At 31.5% G+C, this 19,800-nt stretch carries 12 protein-coding genes; 4 read left to right on the forward strand and 8 right to left on the reverse strand.

The window, feature by feature from the left end; genetic code table 11:
* The first annotated feature begins 11 nt into the window (after positions 1-11).
* The 3 genes from C1X07_RS20060 to C1X07_RS20070 all read left to right on the forward strand — a co-directional run bounded on the left by C1X07_RS20060 (position 12) and on the right by C1X07_RS20070 (position 6,413).
* Positions 12-1,664, forward strand: coding sequence for a RagB/SusD family nutrient uptake outer membrane protein (locus C1X07_RS20060; RefSeq protein ID WP_103071823.1), 1,653 nt, complete (start codon positions 12-14; stop codon positions 1,662-1,664).
* Positions 1,665-1,734: 70 nt separating this feature from the next.
* Entirely contained in the window at positions 1,735-5,061 is a 3,327-nt protein-coding gene (locus C1X07_RS20065; RefSeq protein ID WP_103071824.1) for a VCBS repeat-containing protein, read from the forward strand.
* A gap of 41 nt (positions 5,062-5,102) precedes the next feature.
* The gene (locus C1X07_RS20070) at positions 5,103-6,413 is read left to right on the forward strand and encodes a DUF3472 domain-containing protein (RefSeq protein WP_241507297.1); all 1,311 of its coding nucleotides are present in this window, start codon (positions 5,103-5,105) and stop codon (positions 6,411-6,413) included.
* Between the two features lie 147 nt (positions 6,414-6,560).
* Here C1X07_RS20070 and C1X07_RS20075 read toward each other — a convergent pair whose 3' ends face one another.
* The 8 genes from C1X07_RS20075 to C1X07_RS20110 form a co-directional block, all read right to left on the reverse strand.
* On the reverse strand, positions 6,561-9,755 hold the full coding sequence (locus tag C1X07_RS20075; RefSeq protein ID WP_103071826.1) for an AsmA-like C-terminal region-containing protein: 3,195 nt from the start codon (positions 9,753-9,755) through the stop codon (positions 6,561-6,563).
* Between the two features lie 259 nt (positions 9,756-10,014).
* The gene (locus C1X07_RS20080; protein WP_103071827.1) at positions 10,015-10,359 is read right to left on the reverse strand and encodes a cupin domain-containing protein; all 345 of its coding nucleotides are present in this window, start codon (positions 10,357-10,359) and stop codon (positions 10,015-10,017) included.
* A gap of 342 nt (positions 10,360-10,701) precedes the next feature.
* Positions 10,702-11,121, reverse strand: a complete 420-nt coding sequence (locus C1X07_RS20085; protein ID WP_128755335.1) for a hypothetical protein — start codon at positions 11,119-11,121, stop codon at positions 10,702-10,704.
* A 2-nt stretch (positions 11,122-11,123) separates the two neighbouring features.
* A complete protein-coding gene (locus C1X07_RS20090; RefSeq protein WP_128755336.1) occupies positions 11,124-11,843 on the reverse strand; it encodes a hypothetical protein in 720 nt (239 codons plus the stop codon).
* A 154-nt stretch (positions 11,844-11,997) separates the two neighbouring features.
* Complete coding sequence (locus C1X07_RS20095; protein ID WP_103071830.1) at positions 11,998-12,444, reverse strand: DUF1572 family protein; 447 nt, start codon at positions 12,442-12,444, stop codon at positions 11,998-12,000.
* Positions 12,445-12,573: 129 nt separating this feature from the next.
* Positions 12,574-13,737 (reverse strand): hypothetical protein, encoded by a 1,164-nt coding sequence (locus C1X07_RS20100; protein ID WP_128755337.1) that lies wholly within the window; start codon positions 13,735-13,737, stop codon positions 12,574-12,576.
* A gap of 677 nt (positions 13,738-14,414) precedes the next feature.
* A complete protein-coding gene (locus tag C1X07_RS20105; protein WP_103071832.1) occupies positions 14,415-15,380 on the reverse strand; it encodes a restriction endonuclease in 966 nt (321 codons plus the stop codon).
* 262 nt (positions 15,381-15,642) lie between these two features.
* On the reverse strand, positions 15,643-17,397 hold the full coding sequence (locus tag C1X07_RS20110; protein ID WP_103071833.1) for an ATP-binding protein: 1,755 nt from the start codon (positions 17,395-17,397) through the stop codon (positions 15,643-15,645).
* A 637-nt stretch (positions 17,398-18,034) separates the two neighbouring features.
* On the opposite strand from C1X07_RS20110, the gene C1X07_RS20115 reads away from it, so the two are divergent.
* Positions 18,035-19,372: a hypothetical protein gene (locus C1X07_RS20115; protein WP_103071834.1), complete on the forward strand. Its 1,338-nt coding sequence runs from the start codon at positions 18,035-18,037 to the stop codon at positions 19,370-19,372.
* Positions 19,373-19,800: the final 428 nt, after the last annotated feature.

Here is a 19,800-nt window from a genome sequence, read left to right on the forward strand (position 1 = left end):
AAATAAATAGTATGAAAAAATTAATAATACTACTAGTTATCGCAAGTATTCTACAGTCCTGCGATTTAGAAACGAATCCTTATGAGGAGATTTCGGTAGAGGAGTTGTTTTCTGATCCAGAATCTATAGAAACAGCTACAATTGGTAATTATGCCTTACTAAAAGGAGATAAAGGTTTTGACGGATGGGTAGATGATCTACACAGAATATCAGAATATGCCGGAGATAATATAAGCCTTAGTGGGGGTACAACTGACCATTTATTCTTTTTATACAATTATCAATCCATAAAAACCAACTCCAGAGTAGAGCGATTTTGGCGTAATTCGTATAAGATAGTAGTAGGATGTAATGTAATTATCGAAAAAATCGTAGAAGGAAAATCTGAAGAAACAGATCAATTATTAGGAGAAAACTACTACCTAAGAGCACTTACATATTTTCAAATGGGAAATGTATTTGGAAGACCATACAACCAAGGTTCTTCAAACTTATCTGTACCACTAAAACTAACATCGGATATTACAGATAGACCAGATAGACACACTGTAGAACAAGTGTATTCTCAAGTTATCAAAGATCTGGAAAAAGCAGAATCGTTGATGACAATAAACAAAGGAGCTTCTTTTGCATCAAAAGAAGCAGCACAAGCCTTACTATCAAGAGTATATTTATATAAAGAGGATAATATTAGAGCAGAAGAATATGCCAATAAAGTAATTGCATCTGGGCATTATTCCTTACTCCCTACGGATCAATTTTCTAAAATGAATACTTTGACTCCAGAGCAGAATGATGAAGCCATCTTTGCTGTAACATTAAGTTCTGCTTCTGATCTTCTAGGAGGGTTCGATGATTGGTTTACTATAGGATCTTTTTATGCCACTGTAGAGGGTAAAGGCTGGGGAGAAATGTATGCCTCAAGAACCTATCTGGATTTAATAGATAAAAACCCTAATGATGCTAGAAAATCATTTATAGAACCACAATTTGAAGTAGATAGTAACGACAACCAAATCCCCGCAGTATATTGGGTAAATGACGAATATGCATATGAGTTTAGAAATACCTCAGAAAGTGGTGGAGTAACGACCTTTGAAGACGATGGAAACACATACACAGTAGAGTCTGAAGTTGTCGATGGAAAAACAGTATATTATTTTAACGGAACCGACGGCAGGCAAGATGTCATTAAAGGATTTGATCTAAAAAAACGTAATGGTCATCCAAAATTCTTTATCCTTAAAGCCTCGCTACAAGAAAACGACATCCATCTATGGTCACCAATGGTATCTCGTTTATCAGAAATGTACTTGAACAAAGCAGAATCTTTAGCAAAAAGAAGCATGGATCAATTAGCTCTGGATAATGTAAATATCATTAGAGAAAGAGCTGGTATTCCTACATATACTTTAGCAGATATTCCTACTGGAAAAACAGTTTTAGATATTGTTTTAGAAGAACGTAGATTAGAATTAGCATATGAAGGACATAGAAAGTATGATGTGTATAGAAATGGTCGTACCATGGATAGAAAATATCCCGGTACACACTTAAATGGAACGAATGCTTTCTTTGAGATACCGTCTACACACCCTAGAATAATTGAATTTATACCTGAACAACAAATCATATTACAGCCATCACTAATTCAAAATGATTAATAAATAATCACATAGGTCTCAAATGAGACCTATGTGATTTTATCTTTTTACCTTATCTAATTTCATTCATATGCAGGATTATTTATATAAAATCTGGATTCTACTATCATCACTTATCTTTTTATGTGCATGTACAAAACCGATTGATAAGTTACCTGCAGATAAATTATTTACAAAAGTCCCTACAAGCATTTCAGGAGTAACTTTTGAAAATAAAATATTAGAATCCGAACAATTACACTATTATAAATATTTGTATATCTACATAGGTGGCGGAGTAGCTGCTGCCGATTTTAATAATGATGGATTACAAGATCTCTTCTTTACTTCAAACATCTATCATAATAAACTTTTTCTAAACAAAGGAAACTTTCAATTTGAAGATATAACTATTGACGCTGGAATAAAAAAGAGAACTGGTTTTGATACAGGGGTATCAATTGTTGATATTAATAATGATGGTTTTTTAGATATTTATATCAATAGAGCTGGTTGGTATCAGGGAGACCATAAACTAGCCAATATGCTTTATATTAATAATGGAGACCTTACTTTTACAGAACAAGCAAAGCTTTATGGTCTAGCAGATACCAACCGATCTATATCTTCTACATTTTTTGATTATGACAAAGATGGAGATCTGGATGTATATATTACCAATGCACCTGCCGATTTCGATTTATCAGGTAAAATACTAGATCTTAAAAAAATTCAGAATAGTAAAAAAACACAAGCCTTTAGAAGCAGTGATAGGTTATATAATAATGATGGAAACGGAAGGTTCACAGATGTTTCCTCACAAGCGGGAATTTTACCCGATTTAGGTTTTGGATTAAATGCACAGGTAGGAGATCTTAATAATGATGGCTGGTCTGACATCTATGTATCTAATGATTTTATCAGTCCCGATTTTGCATACATAAATAATAAAAACGGCACCTTTTCTGAAAAGAGAAATTCACTTTTTAAACATATCTCATATTACAGTATGGGAAGCGATATTGGTGATATTAACAACGATGGCTTTAATGATCTGATGGTTCTAGACATGAGTCCAGAAGATCATATTCGATCCAAAACAACAATGTCCATGATGTCTATTGATCGATTTAACAACATGATTAAAAAAGATCATCACTACCAATACATGCATAATGTAATGCAGTTAAACAATGGAAACGGAACTTTTAGTGAAGTTGCCCATATCTCTGGTCTGGCACAAACAGATTGGAGCTGGTCAGTGCTTTTTGCTGATTTTGATTTAGATGGACTAAGCGATATCTATGTTACCAATGGTATTTATAGAGATGTTGTTGATCGTGATATCAATATTGAAATTAATAATACCATCAATAAGAAAAAAAATACTCTAAAAGAAAAAGATTTTTACAAATTCACTCAAAAATTACCACAACAAAAATTAACCAACTACTTTTTTAAAAATAAAGGGAACCTAAACTTTGATAATAGCACCTCGGATTGGTCTGATGAAAAACCAACATTTTCAAATGGAGCGGTATATGTCGATTTAGATAATGATGGAGATCTAGATATTGTTACCAATAATCTCGATGAAAACGCAACAATATTAAGAAATAACGCAAGAGAAATCAACCAGAATAATTTTCTGAAATTTCACTTCAAAGGACCTAGAGAAAATATATTTGGAGTAGGAACAACTGTAAAAATATATCAAAACAATGGAAAAATATTAACTCGACAACTTATAAACTCCAGAGGTTATCTTTCCTCAATGCCGAATACTCTTCATTTTGGATTAGGAAAAAATGATGAAATTAATAAAGTTGAGATCATTTGGTCTGATGGTAACATACAGTCACTTTCTCATGTAAAACCAAATCAATTATTGCATATTGATTATGCAAATAGTTTAACACCGACCGACCAAAGCACTAGCAAAGAATCCACCCCTATTTTCACCCAAAATTCATTCAATTTTAGGCATACCGAGATTCCTTTCAATGATTTTGACAAGCAATTGTTACTACCCCATAAACTATCTCAGACAGGTCCTGCAATAGCCAAAACAGACCTTAATAATGATGGCATCGAAGATCTTTTTATAGGTGGAGCACATCGTAAGACAGCACAATTGCTAATTGGCTTACAAGACGGAAATTATAAGGAAATCCCTGTTCAGAGTTTTGTTAACGACAGTGAGTACGAAGATGTAAGCGCCTGTTTTTTTGATGCAGACAATGATGGAGATAAAGATTTGTATGTGGTAAGCGGAAGCTATGAATTTGATTTCGATTCTCCCCTATTACAAGACAGGCTATATATTAATAATGGGAGTTTTGTTTTTAGTAAATCAGAATCAAAACTACCTACTATAAATACTGCTGGTTCAACAGTAAAAGCTTCAGATTTTGATCAAGATGGTGATATTGACCTATTTATTGGAGGACGTGTGATCCCTGGAAAGTATCCATATGCCCCAACAAGTCACTTATTAATCAATGAAAACAATCGATTTGTAGATAAAATTGATAATCTGGCTCCTGAAGTTAAAAATATAGGAATGGTAACCAGTGCAGAATGGAAGGATATAGATAATGATCATGATCTGGATCTTATTGTTACCGGGGAATGGATGGGTATCGAAGTATTTATTAACACCAATGGAACACTTGCCAAAAACGAAATCTATAAAAGTTTATCATCAACCAAAGGTTGGTGGAATAAGATACTTATTGCAGACATAGATGAAGACGGCGATAAAGATATCATTGCAGGAAATTTAGGATTAAACCACAAGCATAAGGCAACAAACGACAAACCTTTTCATGTCTATACCAAAGATTTCGACAATAATGGTACCGAAGATATTATATTAGCCAAATATTATAAATCCAAACAGGTTCCTGTGCGAGGTAAGCACTGTACAGCCGAGCAACTACCATATTTAAAAGAAAAAATTAAAACATACAAAGATTTTGCAACCAGTGGTGTTCAGGAAATTATTGGAGAATCTTTTCAATCAGCCATTCATCACCAAGTAAACGAGTTTAGATCTGGTATCTTTATTAATAACAACGGTAATTTTGAATTTACCCCTTTCCCTTTAGAAGCTCAAGTAAGCCCTATTAATAGTATATTATATGAAGATTTTGATAATGATAGTATCAAAGATTTATTGATGGCAGGAAATAATTATCACGCAGAAGTAGAAACAACCCGATCAGATGCCGGTATAGGAATCTACCTTAAAGGAGATCTAGATGGTGTATTCAAACCTCAAAAAAATTCAGAAATAGGATTTTATGCCGACAAGGATGTTAGACATATGATACTTACATCCATCAAAAAAAAGAAGGCTGTTATTGTCGTAAACAATAATAGTCCATCACAATTATATATTACCAACAATCCGTAATGATGAATATAAAAAATTGTAAAAAACTCATTAACAGCATCATGTTTGTTTTGATAGGAATTTGTACTATAGCCTGCAATTCTGACAAATCAAAATCTAATCTGAAAATCGAGGACGTAGTAAACTTATCAAAAGTTATTCTTCCTGGAGGTAATAGTTGGGTTATCAATAGTACCGAGCAAGATGCCGCTATGATTCATGATAACGGTATTCGTAATTGGACATCACTCGATGATGTAATTCGCACCTATTTTCATACAAATACAATAGGTGAATTACACCTTGGTCTAACTATTAAATCAGAAGATGGACCTTCAACAATTCGGGTAACAGCAGGTGGTACTACAAAAGACATAGCTATTACCAATACCGCCTATAAAACTATTGAAGTAGGAATATTTAATATAGCCACATCGGGCTATCAACCTATTGAAATACAAGGACTTAAAAAGACAGGTGCTCATATCGCAGATATTAGTAAAATTCATCTTGGAGGATCTGCTACAGATGGTGAGATCTCTTTTGTCCCCAATGATTTTAGTTTTCATTTTGGAAGAAGAGGTCCTTCCGTTCATTTAACATATCAAATGCCCAAAAATAAAGATATCACCTATTTTTATAATGAAGTAACAGTACCTCAGGGAGAAGATCAAATAGGCTCTTTCTTTATGGCTAATGGTTTTGGAGAAGGATATTTTGGTATGCAAGTTAACTCAGATACCGAACGAAGAATATTATTTTCTGTATGGAGTCCTTTTGTTACAGATGATCCAAGTACAATCCCTGATAACTACAGGGTACGTATGTTGGGTAAAGGAGAAGGAGTTACAGATGGCAATTTTGGAGGAGAGGGTTCTGGTGGACAAAGCTATAAAGTATTTAACTGGAAACCTGGAAACACCTACAAGTTTCTACTAAAAGGAGAACCCTCAGTCAATAATTCGACAGATTATACTGCATATTTTTATGCTCCAGAAGAAAATGAATGGCAATTAATTGCAAGCTTCAGAAGACCATATACTACCACACATTTAAAAAGATTTCATTCGTTTTTAGAAAATTTTAGCCCTCAAACAGGTTATATTTCAAGAAAAGGAAAATATGCTAATCAATGGGTATTTGATACAGAAGGCACATGGCATGAGCTAACCAGTGCCATGTTTACTGGTGATATAACCGCAAAAAACAAGGCAAGACTTGATTATGAAGGCGGTGTAGAAGAAAATTCATTTTATTTAAGAAACTGTGGATTTTTTAATGCCAACACTGTGATAGGCTCTCAGCTTTCAAGAACTCCTAATGGTATCCATCCGAATATAGATTTTTCAACATTGCCAGGTTTTACGCCATGACAATATTAAATATCATATGATGATACCATTTACTCCTTTTTGTTTTCTTTAGAATCATTCAACCTAGGTTTCCATATAGATATAACCCCGTTCGGGTTTCGATAATATCAATAGTCCATTTTTCAATAAAATTTTCGGAATCAGATGCTAATTTTCTTTTTTCTTCCCTAACGAAACCTTATAGTCATCAATGCTTCCTCTGACCTTTAGGTTGAGATACTTTACTTTTTTGTTAGGATCTATTTCTACAATCTCATCTTCTTGCTCCTCATTAATAGCTACATCCTTCTTGTTGCCAAATACTTTTTGCCAAGCAGCTTTTCTTACAGTTTTCCATGGAATACGTATAGAATAATCGATTTTTTGATTACTATCATGCGTACCAGACAATTCTATGTGCCCCAAAGTAGACTCAATCGTCATAGAAGGAATGTTAATCCTCCCTTTCTTTATATCCAGGCTATTTTGCAGGGTATCAAATCGAATATTTTGTAGATTCTTTTCTCCCATATAATCTGAAAGCGCCAGCATTGGATCGTAATTTTTTAATCTTCCATTTAGTACTTTTACATCCATCTCTATAGTAGACTGATCCAGGTCTGGCACCATATCCGGGTATACCCTAATCTTACCTTTAATTCTAGAGGTGAGTTTTCCTTGTAAATTTTCTGAAACGAGATGATCCTGCCCAAAATTTTCAAATTTGAACAGCAATTTATCCAAATCAACATTATTCATAACCAAATCCGGCTTCATATAGATATGTTTTGGATCGCTACCATTAAAATATCCATTTAATTGAATATTTCCTCCTGCAGCATCCATATTTAGCGTATCTATATAGATATAATGGTTGGGTGTTGTTCTTAAATCTGCTTTGATATTTTGAAGATCTATTCTATGGTAAATAAAGTGAGCTACATCTACCTTAAATTGCATATCTGTAAATGGCAACTCATATAAATTAAAAGCTTCTGCATGCTGTTTTACATCTGCAGTTTTTGAAGTAGCAACTTCTGTTGGTTTTGGTGGACTTAAATCAAAATTGAAAAGTGCATCAAAGTCTATATAATTTGCCTTTACTTCGAGATAATTATCTCTTTTCTTTATTTGCGGATCTTTCCCCAAATAATAGTTTAAATCAAAGTTAAAATTGGTGGTTCCAATTTCTCCATGAAAGTCTTTTATCACCAAATGTTCTTCTTCGTAATGTATATTTCCTCTAAAATTATCCAAACGAAGTGGATGCAATTTCATTTTTGTATCTAACTTATCCAAAGTTAGATCGATAGAATGTAAAGCAGAATCTTTATAATGCATACTAGAGCCAAAATGCAACGCCAAATCATCAAAAGTTTCATGTCGATACTCTTTTGGAACATAGTTCTCTCCTCTATATGAAAAGACATCCTCCAGTCTCAATTTATTAGAATTAAGGTTGATATCCAAATCTACATCTCCGTTGAGCTGGGGTTGCAACCAAAAAGCATAATCATGTATTAGCCCATCGAAATGAAAATCACTATCATCTATATAACCTGTAAAGTCTACTATTTTTAAATCACTATCGTCTATAAGTACATCGGCGTGAAAATCATGTAGTTTATGCGGATAATGTTTAAGGTCTGCATATAAGCTATCGATAAAAAATTCGCCTTTAGGTAAATACTTAGATTCTGTAAAATCTTTTGCTGAAGCTTTAAAAGAAAGTCCTAAGCTCAGGTCTTTTATTTGTTCATCAAAACCGGTTCGAGTAGTATCCTGTTTTGAAAAACCTGTTAATTGGGCAATATCTAGGTAATTGGAGGTAATATCCAAATGGGCTTCTACCGGAATGTTAGTATGATGTATAATTGCAGGTAAGTTCGAAAAAAAACCATTTATCGATATATCTGAATCTCCTATCAACAGTTCAAACTGGTTCAGGGTTGCTTCCTTACCATTCATTACTAAATGCACATTCAAATCATGCAAGGGAGCGGGAAGTTCTTTAGCGATTAAACTCAAATCTTTTACAATCAACTCTGTAAAGTACGCTTGATTAAGTTTTTGTAATGCCTTTTCAGGGTTATCAACATCAATAATATCATGAAAATTCATTTTCAGCGAAACTTGCCCAGAAGCATTTTGCACCTGCTTTAGTTCAAAAAAATCTGTAATAAAATCGAGATTGAAATTCGAGTTTATTTGCATATCCACTTCTGGGGAATCAAAATTCTTTACAAAAATAGAGCCTTCAAACTCTCCTTTTTCCAAAGACGCAGTCATATCAGTTAGAGAAAACTCCATAGTACTAGCGTTTCTATTTTCTCCATTAGTAAAATGACCATTGAACCCCATATTATCTATCTTTTTCTCCCTTTCAGTATTTTCTAAAAAGGCTTTTCCGGCTCCAAAATTAGCGTTGATAAAAGGTCTATTCCCTTTGTTAGCGGGTCCTTGGATACTAGCATTGAAATAGATTTCGCCAGCATTTTTGTATTTCTCTAATACGGGTATTACATCTGTAGGAGCAAAAGCTATAAGCATATCAAAATTAGGTTTTGTTCCTTTTATAGAAAGATCAAGATCTACATCGTTCTTTATATCTATAAAGCCTTCTAATTCAAAATCTCCATTTTCCATTACAATACCCGAAGGTTGTATGTCAAGAATGCCAGTGTATTCATTAAATACCAGATCTGTATGAACTTCAAAATGTTTTTTATGAATGAAGGTTGTATCTCCATCTTTTATCACATTTAATTCAAAATCTGTATCGATATGCCCCGCGATGATACTATCTTTTCGACTGAAGCCACCCTTACCAGTATATATAAATTTTTCGACATCTGTATTCGTGGCTTCATCCAAGGTATGAATATCTAGATTTTTTAATTTAATTCTTTTTAGATGAATATTAGTAGAAGGTGTTTCTATTTCAGAAGTGCTAGCTAGGGAATTTTGAATATTGGTAGTATTATTTTCATGAATAACAATATTAAAGACTCCTTCTTCAACTATTACAGATTGAATATCATAATTTTTGTTAATAATATCCCATAAATTAAAACCTATGTATATGTCTTTTACATCCATTATGATGGGTGCATTATTCTCTTTTGTTTCCAAAATTTGCACATCATCAACTTTTATAGAGATGTATGGAAAGTTGCCAAAAAGAGATAATTCACTGTCACCAACACTAATAAGTCCCTTGTGTTCTTTATTTAGTTTTGCGATCTCCTCCTTAATAATTTCAGATTGGTTGCTCTGAATATATAGCATTAGACCTACTACTAATAAAATTGGGGCTAAGATTAGTACTAATAAAATTCGTTTCCAGAATTTTTTAATCTTCAAAGTAGATGTCTTTAGGGTTAAAAAAAATTGTTTGACCTTAAAAATAACGAATTACTATGAAAAAATCTTATTTTAAGATACGATTTAGTGTTTGGATCCAACGTATTTATGGATTAGATAATTTAAAGTTTCACCTTCATTAACCATTCTTTTTATACTTAGCTATGACCTTAATTTTCAAATCTAATTTATAATAAAAAGCACTATTTCGTATAACTACTAGTTTTTCTTATGGATACTCAATTGTACGGTATTTTTTTTAATCTGTCTCATCGTATCTGTCTCCACGAGTTGTAGGTTCTGAAATTACGATAAATTCTAAATTTTCAGATTGGTCATTCCGTATACGGTGTTTTACTTTTGGAGGTATATGGATCCCATCTCCACTTTCTACTTCAATTGTTTCATTTTCAATCTCAAAAGTCGCCTTGCCTTTTAGAATTCTAAAAAACTGTTGAGATTTGTTATGATAATGTTTTTTCTCTTTAGTTTTCGGTGGCATTAGCTCCTCAATAATACTTAAACTTTGGGTTTTTAATAAGTACCATCCACTACAATTATCTCCCCAATTATAGTGCTCACTATTTTCTTTCGACTTTTTCATTTCCAATAGTTTTTCCAGATGACATATAGCCAATAATATATATCTTCTATCTCATACTATAAAAGTAATAATAACCAACAACAAAGTTAGACGATATTATCTGGCTTTGGTAAATATTCACGACTTTATGACCCTAAGCATTCGAAGTTCGAACTTTTTAATAAAATCTTTGGAGGAGATTTCAGAATACGCAAAAGAGCATCAAGCTTTACTGATAGCTTGCAAACGTAATTCTCCAATAAAAATCTTTAGTTTTTTTATAACTTTTGAGGCGAAATAAAATAACATTTGGCTAAACTGCGTTTAATGCAGTTGAGGTGATGTTGTAGCACATTTTAATTTTTATTCATTTTTTATTCTCCAATTTTTCATAAGCTCAGTTCTTTGTTCTTCTCCAATAAAAGGCTTAATATTTCTTAGTTCAAATAAGTTCTTAAAATCTTTTGATATAAGATTTGATTGATAGTTTAAAAAGGTGTTAGCGTCTTTATTAAATTCAATTATTTCATCTGAGTTTAATTCTAAAATTAGATTTCCTTGAAAAAAACCTTCTTCATAATAGTAATCTATAAAAATTCTATTTTCAGCCATTGACTTATAGACAACACTATTAAAAGGTTTAATTAAGATAACTTCTAAGTCCTTTGGAATAGCATCTTTTTTCTTTATAGTTGTTTTCGTACTATTTGACTTTGAATTACAACTTATAAACGTCATTAATCCAATGGTAATTAAAAGTCCAATTATTATATATGTTTTCATTTTCATTTGTGTTTGGTATGTGCTACAACGTTTAGTATATAGAAAGCTATAAACTTTCCTAAAACTAATGCGTTAACTTTTTTTTTTAAATTAGTTGGTTTGAATTCATATATCAGAATTTTTTCATCATCTACTGCATAATCACATCCATTCTTATAGATGTCCAAATAGTTGGATAAATCAACATCACTCTTAATTAATCCAGAAAGTATTGCGTTTACTAAATCGTTATCTGATGCTATACTATAAAGAACTTCTTTCAATGCAAATAACCGTTTGTCATTATCAATATTTTCTATAACAAAATCTCCAACTTCTTCATACAATATTGTGTTGTTATCTGTCTCTCTGGCTTTGTAAAGTTCATCTCTGTCTTTAACAAATAGAAATTGAGGATAGTCAATTATCTCTTTCAATTTCATAGAGTCAGGTGCAAGGTTTATAATCTTTCGTTTTTCTCTTAAGTCGTTTATTACCCAATCTTTTACTTCACCTTCACTCTGCTCCTGATTACTGAAGACATATTTTATGTTTTTGTAAATGGAGCTGTCAAAATACTTAGTAATTTCCGTAATGAATTCATCAAATTTAGGAGTGTACCCTTCTAAAAGAGTTTCCATTAATAGTGTTGAAAAATGGAAACTATCAAACTCTTTTCTTCCCTCACAGAAATCACACCAGTCATTAAGTAGTTCGTTATCAAAAGAAGCTTTATACATCATTTTGTTTTTTAATTGGTACTAGCGGTTACTACTATGATTTCGTAGTGGAACCATCGGCAGGATTATTCTGCCGAGATCCATCTGTTAGATTAATACTTTTATTTTGGCGTAGTACAAAGCCATAATGAATTACAGCCATTGTTAGTGGTAATTTTTATTCATCGATAAGTCGTCTATGATAATTAATTTGTCCCAAATGATACGTCAAATGTTTTATTAAATGTATTAGCAAATATTCATTCGTTTCTACTTTAGAAAACTTTAATATAGGATAATCATTTTTCAACCCCTCATCAGAAAGATAAAGTAGTGATTTTCTCACCATTTCTATGGTATCATTTATACTGTTTATCAACGTTGCTCTAGAAACATTTTTTTGAGAAAACTCGAGTTCTCGATTCCTAATATAGTTTGTTTTTCCAATTTCTTTTCCAATAAAAGTATGTAAGTTCCCAATTAGATGCAGACTCAAATTTCCAGCTGAATTAGAAATATTTCTCTCTATTCGCCAAATATTTCCTTCATCCTTATAGAGCCTTAATTCAGTAATTAACTTGTTTAAGTCATCTTCAAAAAATGATATTAATTCGTTTATGTTCATTTATTAAATCTATCTATTTTCTGTTATTATTTCCCTCCCTTTTCCTTATTTATTTGACGATCTTGTGTATGGTGCGTAGCGTGCTGAAAGCCGTTATGAATTATACCCATTGTTGTAAGCAGTTTTTTATTAGTAATATTCTATTTTTCTGGTTGTAATATCTATTAATTCCAAATCATTATGATTTGTTCCTTCTTTCATTTCTTTTTTAATCCAATTTCCATTGTCATCATATTGATAAGTATTGACCACAACTTTTATTGGTTGACCTGATTCAGTTACATATTCCTCTAAAATTATGTTTTGGAAGTCGTCGTATTTTGTGATTTCCGTTTTGTATTTATCAAACCTTAATCGTCTATACTTTCCGATGACTTCAATATCTTTAGTTTTGTTTCCGCTTTGATTATACTCATATCTGAATTTATATCCGATTACTGATTCTTTATTTGGATATATATAATAACCAATAGCTTCTATTTCATTACCATTTGAATCATATTTATAATATGTATCTGTATTGTGTGGTGAAAATTGAGCAAGTTGATATTTCTTTATTAATCGATTTTTTTTATCATAATCAAATCCGTATAGCGGTTTGTATTTACAATCTCTTTCACCTTTTCCCACAAAACAATGACCTTCTTCAATTAGATTATTCTGTGGATCGTACTTATAAGATGTTTCTTCAATAAAATCCTTTCTGAAATTTTGCTCAGTTTTGGAAATCAAATTGTTACAGATATCATACTTGTATTCTTCTTTCTTGTACAAATAAGCTTCTTTTTCCTTCTCTGTTTCTACATTATAATCACTAAATCCACCATAGAGATATTCCGTTTTTAACGAAAGCCTGTTTTCGTCATCGAAATTTTGTGATATTTCCTTTACCAAAATGTTATTAATGAAATGCTTTTCGAGGACTAAATTCCAGTTATCATCGTATTGGTAAATTTCTCCATCTAATCCACTTGTCATTTTATTAAGTTTTGAAAGAAGTTTGCCTTTTTTAAATTTATAGTGAATTCCCTCATCTCTCAACATTCTATTGATTACATCAACTCCTAATCCATTTTTTCTGATTTTTAAAGGAATTCCATTTTCGTCAAACTCATATACAATACTTTCAGAATTGTCATTTTTCAGATTTTCCTTTTTAATTACGACTTTCTTTACCTTTCCTTTCAATTCGATATTTAACTTTTTCTCATCTTCAAATTTAAAGGTTGTTTTTTCTTGTCCCAAAGTCAGAAGAGAAAAGATAAGCAGTAAAAGAGTAAACATAAGTCTCATTTTCAGATATTTAATTTCTCAAAAATAATTCCATTATTTCTTGCCTAAAAGTCATTATGGGTGAAAGATGTTTTTGGTTGAGTAACTAGGTTTTTCAAGATTTAAAAAATCTAGTTTTTCGGATTCATTATAGCCATGGCAAATATGATTCTTTATAATTTCAGGTAGAAATACATATGGGTATTTTTCTTCACTATTATTTAAATCCAATTTTTGCATAAATATTGGCTACAACGTCTTAGTAAACTATGCCTTAGCTTAGTTGATTAAATAGTTTGCGTAGCGATAGCAAACAATTTGATCAATGGAGTTTAAGAAGTGTTATGTTTGGTTTGTTTTTCCAAAGCTAAGAAATTTTCCGTTCCCATCACAAACGGCGTTTCAAAAAGGTTATAATTACCAATGTTGCCTACATCACTCTATTCATGAGAATATAAAAATAATACCCAACAAAAAAGCGAGACAATATTGTCTCGCTTCAGTAAATATTTACAACTTTTTGTCCCCGAGCATTCAAAGTTCCGACTTTTTATTAAAATCTTTGGAGGAGATTAGCAACTATAGTATCCAAAATAGAGTCTTATTTAAGGCTTGTTAAAATTGAGTGTAAGAAATATAGCACTATTGATTGACCATACTAATTGGGCACTAAGCCAAATACAAATATTTCACTTTTATTACTTTTTGTTAAACTTTTTTGTGTTCGGGTTGTAAGTAAATAAAGTTGTTAATTTCTGTGGTTCATCCTTTTCATTTGTCGTAAAAAATGTTAATTCCTCATTTTTGTCTATTATAATATCAGTACTTAAATTCTTTCCAATATCTATTGTTATTGATTTCGTAATGTCATTATTTTTTGAACCTTTAACAATTCTCCCGCTTAGAATTGTAGCGTCTCTTTTTACAAATTTCACATATACACTTGATATTAACCTAAAAAGTTTAATTTTTTCTTTCTTTGTTGATTTTATATAAAAATCATTAAAGTCAAGCTGGAATTGTACAGGGAAAGATTCGTCTTTCTTTGTTTCTTCCAATTTTATCCATTTAAAAAGAGCAAGATTCCAAATTTTAATTTTATTATTCTCAATTGCTTCTATTAAAAGTGTTTCTATTTTAATTGGTTCATTAATCTTTTCTCCATAAACAACACTATTAAAATCTTTTAAAACAGTTTCTAATTTTTCTTGTGTAGCATCTAAGTATAGTGTTGGTGCGATAAATTTTGGCTCAATTCGAAGTCTCATTTGCTTTATTGGAAACCAATTTTTAATATTCTCTTGTTTCAGTTTATTAGCAGTATATAGTTCAATTCCATAATACTTTGCGGCATCTATTGCGCCTGCTTGATATCCATTTGTACTAACAAAAACTTTCTTATTAATTTCTTTAATTCTATCACATTTAGATTGGAAAGCTTCAATATCACTGGCTGGAACTCTTCTATTATAATCTTTACATTCAATAGCTATCTTAATATCGAAATCATTAATTGAAGAAACAATTAGTATATCAATTTCCCGTTTCAGTCCACTTTCATTTTCAATTTTATAATTATTGAAAACCTTTGTGTTTTCAGAATCTTTCAAAGTCTCTTGGATAAGCCGGATAGTTTTTTCTAACGATTTCCCATTGTTTCTCATAGTATCTTGGTAATTTGCAATTAAGTCTCGGCTATTAACAGTTTTAAGTCTTAACTTTTCGAATTAGCACTGGCTTTTTTCATTTTACCTTTTGTTTTTTTATCTAAAACTCCAATTGATTACTACGCTTATTGGTAACTGTTAGTAATACATGGAGACAAGAATCTCTTAACTTCATTTATCACACCTCTGTAAGTGTGAGGAAATACACTAATGTTTAAATTACCCACAATCCCTTGGCTTATGTGTATTGACTAAGACACTAACTCTCCCAAATTTCAACAATTTTTTCATACAAATCGGTAGGGATAATTTGTGTTTTACGCAAGCTGTTTATTAAAGATTTAAAACTAATTGACTTCTGCCCAAATTTCATTCTGTAAATATTCATTAAATCATGCCCCCGTTTTTCAATTATCCAATTTGGAAGCATTAATTTTTTTCCATTCAAATAATTGATTTCAATACGTTTCTTATCATTCTCATTAAATACACCATTATTATCCTCAATAGTCATTACAATATTATCTACTATCATTTGAGCATCTGAACTTTTTAACATTCCAATCTTATATTGTTCCCCAAAACCTAATTGTATTCCATCAATTTTTGGTTCTACCTCATTCTCCAATAATGAACCAAATACTACAAGAGGGTCAAGTAAGAAATTTTCAAAGCTATACCTGTTCAGAACATAAATTCCATCTTGAGCAGTAACCCCTTTATCTCCATCAACTAAACCAAAAAGAATATTGCCAAGACCGGAACTCTGTAGTTTTTCAGTCCAATCTCTTACCACAGTACAGCCACCTCCAATTTTACCTTTACCCTCTCTAGTACTTGCAGGAATAAAAATTATTGACGCGTGGTCAGGAAGTTTCTCTTTACTTTTTAAAATTTCCACTACCCTCGAATAGAAACTAACATCTTCTACATCTTCAACCAAAATAAACTTTGTTCTATTTGTAACAGTAATTAAGTTTGATGTTAAAAGTGATATAGTAGAACTTTTATCCGAAATAGAATTTATTCTGGGGGATTCCCTTCTCATTTCGAACAAATTTCCCTCTGGTACTAGTGCAACTGTTGAAGGAGAGTGGGTTGTCATTATGACTTTTGTTTTATATTTTTTAACTAAAATATCTTGAATGATTTCAATAAATACCTTAGTCATGGAAGGGTGTAAATGAGCATCTGGCTCATCTAATAGTATTAATTTTGGTAGAACATTATGCTCTTGGGAATTATACAACCATATAATTAAGGACATTAAAACTTTTTCTCCTCCAGATAGGTCTGAAAAACCTATCCTTTCGGCAGGTTTATTGATACTAAACAACTTCAAATCAAAAGATGAGAGTAAATCCAAACCCTCTGGTGTTGTAATTGAGAAAGGGAAACCTATTCTTTCCATGATATCTTTAAAAACCTCCCAAGGCGGAGGTCCTAACTCACTTCTAATTTGTAAATCCTTCTTCCCTTTTAATTGCTCGTTCAAAAATTTTATATGATAAGTATAGAAAATAAAATTGAGTTTCCCATTAAATTGAGTGTCACTTGTCATAAAAAAATCTACAGGTAGTTTTTTCGTAAATTCTTCTATTGATATATCTCTTATTTTAGATCCTGTTTTACTTTCAAAATTCTGTATTATTTCATCATATTGAGGGTTGCTGTTTTTTCTCGTTATTCCATGCTGATACAACTGCTGTATTGTTGATTGAATACCGGAGAAATTTATTAGACCTGTACTTGATAAACCAAATTGACTTCTTAATAAAACAACATCACCCTTACTCAAACTAATATTATTTATTTGAATATCTGGGAATTGACCAAGGATACCGAGCCTGTTCATTTGATTATATTTGCCTCTGTCATAGTAATAGTCAACTAGTTCAAGTAACTGAGTTTTCCCTGAACCATTCACACCAGTTATAACGGAAAAATCAGGTATATCCTTCCACTCTAATTGTCCTATTGATTTATACTTGCCTGAACTAATCTTTAAATCCATGTAGAATATTCTATTTTAAATATTAATTAGCACACGTTACGTCACATTGTAGCTAATATGAAATAGGATATCATCCTATAATTTCTGAATATAAAGGTAGGAATAACCAACAAAAAAGCCAGACAATATTGTCTGGCTTTTAATACTTTGTGACCCCGAACATTCGAAGTTCGAACTTTTTGATATCAGATTTACAAGAAATTCAAAGATTCTTAAGTGACCACGGGAGTGTCTCAACCACTTGCTAAACTCGGTATATGTAATATTTTAGTATCAAATAATAAGATCGTTTACGGGTGTTTTAATGATTTTTTCCGGTGTATATTCCGGAAACCTTTACACTTTCCAGAATTTTAAAAACTACACTATCTGATCGGGTTTTTAAAATTCTAAAGTCATTTCCTTTCAGACTATAGTCACTCTTAAAAAATATAATTCTTCAGAATCCCGCATATAATCAACGATTCCCAATATTGGAGCCGTTTTATCGCAGTTTCACGTGGTGTGGGACCTGGAATAGTTTTGTCGCGGTTTCTTATAGAATGTAGGTCTAGATAATATAAAAGACAAGACATATAGAATAATTATAACAAAAAACACTATATTTAATTAATCTAAATTAATAAAAACTTTTCTTATGAATAATATAGAAAATCTTCCTATGTCTGTTGGAGATGCATCAAAAGAAATTTCCAACTATTGTTCTAATATCAAAAAGTTGTTCGATTCTATAAAGGATATTGACACGACAAAAAAGTATGTTAAAGAATTTGATAAACTGTCCAAGTTTTCGTCTGGTCTTGGAATTGCAGGCTCTGCTTTTTCACTTATAGGAACGATATCCGGTGTAGAAAGTGATACGGATAAAATATTGGGGGCAGTTGATAAACTCAGCTCACAAGTTACTGATTTAGGAAATAGAATGGATGCTCAGTTTAAAAGATTAGAAAACATTACTAAAATTGAAGCAATTAAAACTAGATTAAATCATTCAATTGCATTTTTTGACACGTTAAAATACCATATTACAAATTTAAGTAAAGAAGAAAATAAAGATAGTAATGAAGCCATTTACGAACGAGAACAAATTAGATCGTTTAATGAAGTAGAGATCGAAATTCATGCAGATGAAATTACGAATAACATATATAAAACATCTAAAGCATTATCAACCATAGAAAGTTTAACATTTGGAGATGTAACAGCGGTAAATAATATTGCAGGGGCGCTCCTATCATATCTATATTTTGCTGCTCAATCCCATGGAATAGTACAAATTTTAAACAAATATAATGATAACGAGCTTAAAAAGCTATCAAAAGAAAAAGCTGAAGAACAATTAGAACTAGCAGAAAAAACAGTCTTTAAGTATTTCAATCAACGCCTATCGCATGTGCAAAATGAATGGGAAACGCAAATGAATGATTGTTTTGACTCCTTTAAAAAAAATGTTCGTCCGAAAACAATAGATTTAATTAGCTCAATACCAAAAAAAATAAAGGATGATCACGATCAGATAGCAGATTACCTAAGAAATGAGTTAAAAAAACAATTCTATTGGAATTACTGGCTAACAATTGTTTATAACCCCATTAAAGGAAATAAGGCTCATGATGATTATGGAGATGATTACGAAACTTTTTTCAGACAATGCGGAATAAACACAATTGTTAAATGGATAAATAAAAAAGTATCAGGTGAAAACAGAGGTAAAAACAGACCAAATGGGATCAAAGTAGATTTTCTTGAATACAGGGGTAGTTACCGACCTACACATATAAAATGTTCAGCGGAAAAAGCTCAATTAAGTCCCTATAGTGCAGAAAGTATAGCCAAAGAAAAACTTGTAACCCCATTAAAAAAAGGTGGTTTTATTCTGAGATGTAAGATTCATGAAAGTTTACATATTAGCTGGTCCGGAACTAGTAGACTCATATTTAAATCTGATGAAATAAGTTTCTGTTTGTTCGAATAATTAATAGTATTAAAAAACCAATGTCGTTTTTAACTAACGTTTTTTTAAATACTTATGATTCATTGGGTAAGATTTCTAGGTCGATGTTTTTGTTCAACTTATACACTATGTCAAATCCCAACAAAAGTGCTCCAATATTAGAACATCTCACTGACAATAAGCTCTAAAAGCTTATTCTTGTTATAGGAATTCTGTACTAAATCAACATATAAAATTCCAGAAAACAGGAGTCTAGAAACGAAATTATCACCCTTCCGAATACTAAAAAACCACCCTTTTCAGAGTGGTTTTTATCCTATTTGTGACCCCGAGCATTCGAAGTTCGAACTTTTTAGTAAAATCTTTGGAGGAGATTTCAGAATACGCAAAAGAGTATCAAGCTTTATTGATAGCTTGCTAACATCATTCTCCAATAAAAATATTTAACT

Origin of the sequence: Aquimarina sediminis (assembly GCF_002895435.1) — a bacterium.
GTDB lineage: Bacteria > Bacteroidota > Bacteroidia > Flavobacteriales > Flavobacteriaceae > Aquimarina > Aquimarina sediminis.

Bases quoted from the DNA above. Each gene is read 5' to 3' on its own strand.
- C1X07_RS20060 (WP_103071823.1), top strand. From the start codon at position 12: ATGAAAAAATTAATAATACTACTAGTTATCGCAAGTATTCTACAGTCC.
- C1X07_RS20095 (WP_103071830.1), bottom strand. From the start codon at position 12,444: ATGAACATAAACGAATTAATATCATTTTTTGAAGATGACTTAAACAAG.
- C1X07_RS20100 (WP_128755337.1), bottom strand. From the start codon at position 13,737: ATGAGACTTATGTTTACTCTTTTACTGCTTATCTTTTCTCTTCTGACT.
- C1X07_RS20080 (WP_103071827.1), bottom strand. From the start codon at position 10,359: ATGAAAAAGTCGAAAGAAAATAGTGAGCACTATAATTGGGGAGATAAT.
- C1X07_RS20110 (WP_103071833.1), bottom strand. From the start codon at position 17,397: ATGGATTTAAAGATTAGTTCAGGCAAGTATAAATCAATAGGACAATTA.
- C1X07_RS20115 (WP_103071834.1), top strand. From the start codon at position 18,035: ATGAATAATATAGAAAATCTTCCTATGTCTGTTGGAGATGCATCAAAA.
- C1X07_RS20085 (WP_128755335.1), bottom strand. From the start codon at position 11,121: ATGAAAACATATATAATAATTGGACTTTTAATTACCATTGGATTAATG.
- C1X07_RS20105 (WP_103071832.1), bottom strand. From the start codon at position 15,380: ATGAGAAACAATGGGAAATCGTTAGAAAAAACTATCCGGCTTATCCAA.
- C1X07_RS20070 (WP_241507297.1), top strand. From the start codon at position 5,103: ATGTTTGTTTTGATAGGAATTTGTACTATAGCCTGCAATTCTGACAAA.
- C1X07_RS20065 (WP_103071824.1), top strand. From the start codon at position 1,735: ATGCAGGATTATTTATATAAAATCTGGATTCTACTATCATCACTTATC.
- C1X07_RS20090 (WP_128755336.1), bottom strand. From the start codon at position 11,843: ATGATGTATAAAGCTTCTTTTGATAACGAACTACTTAATGACTGGTGT.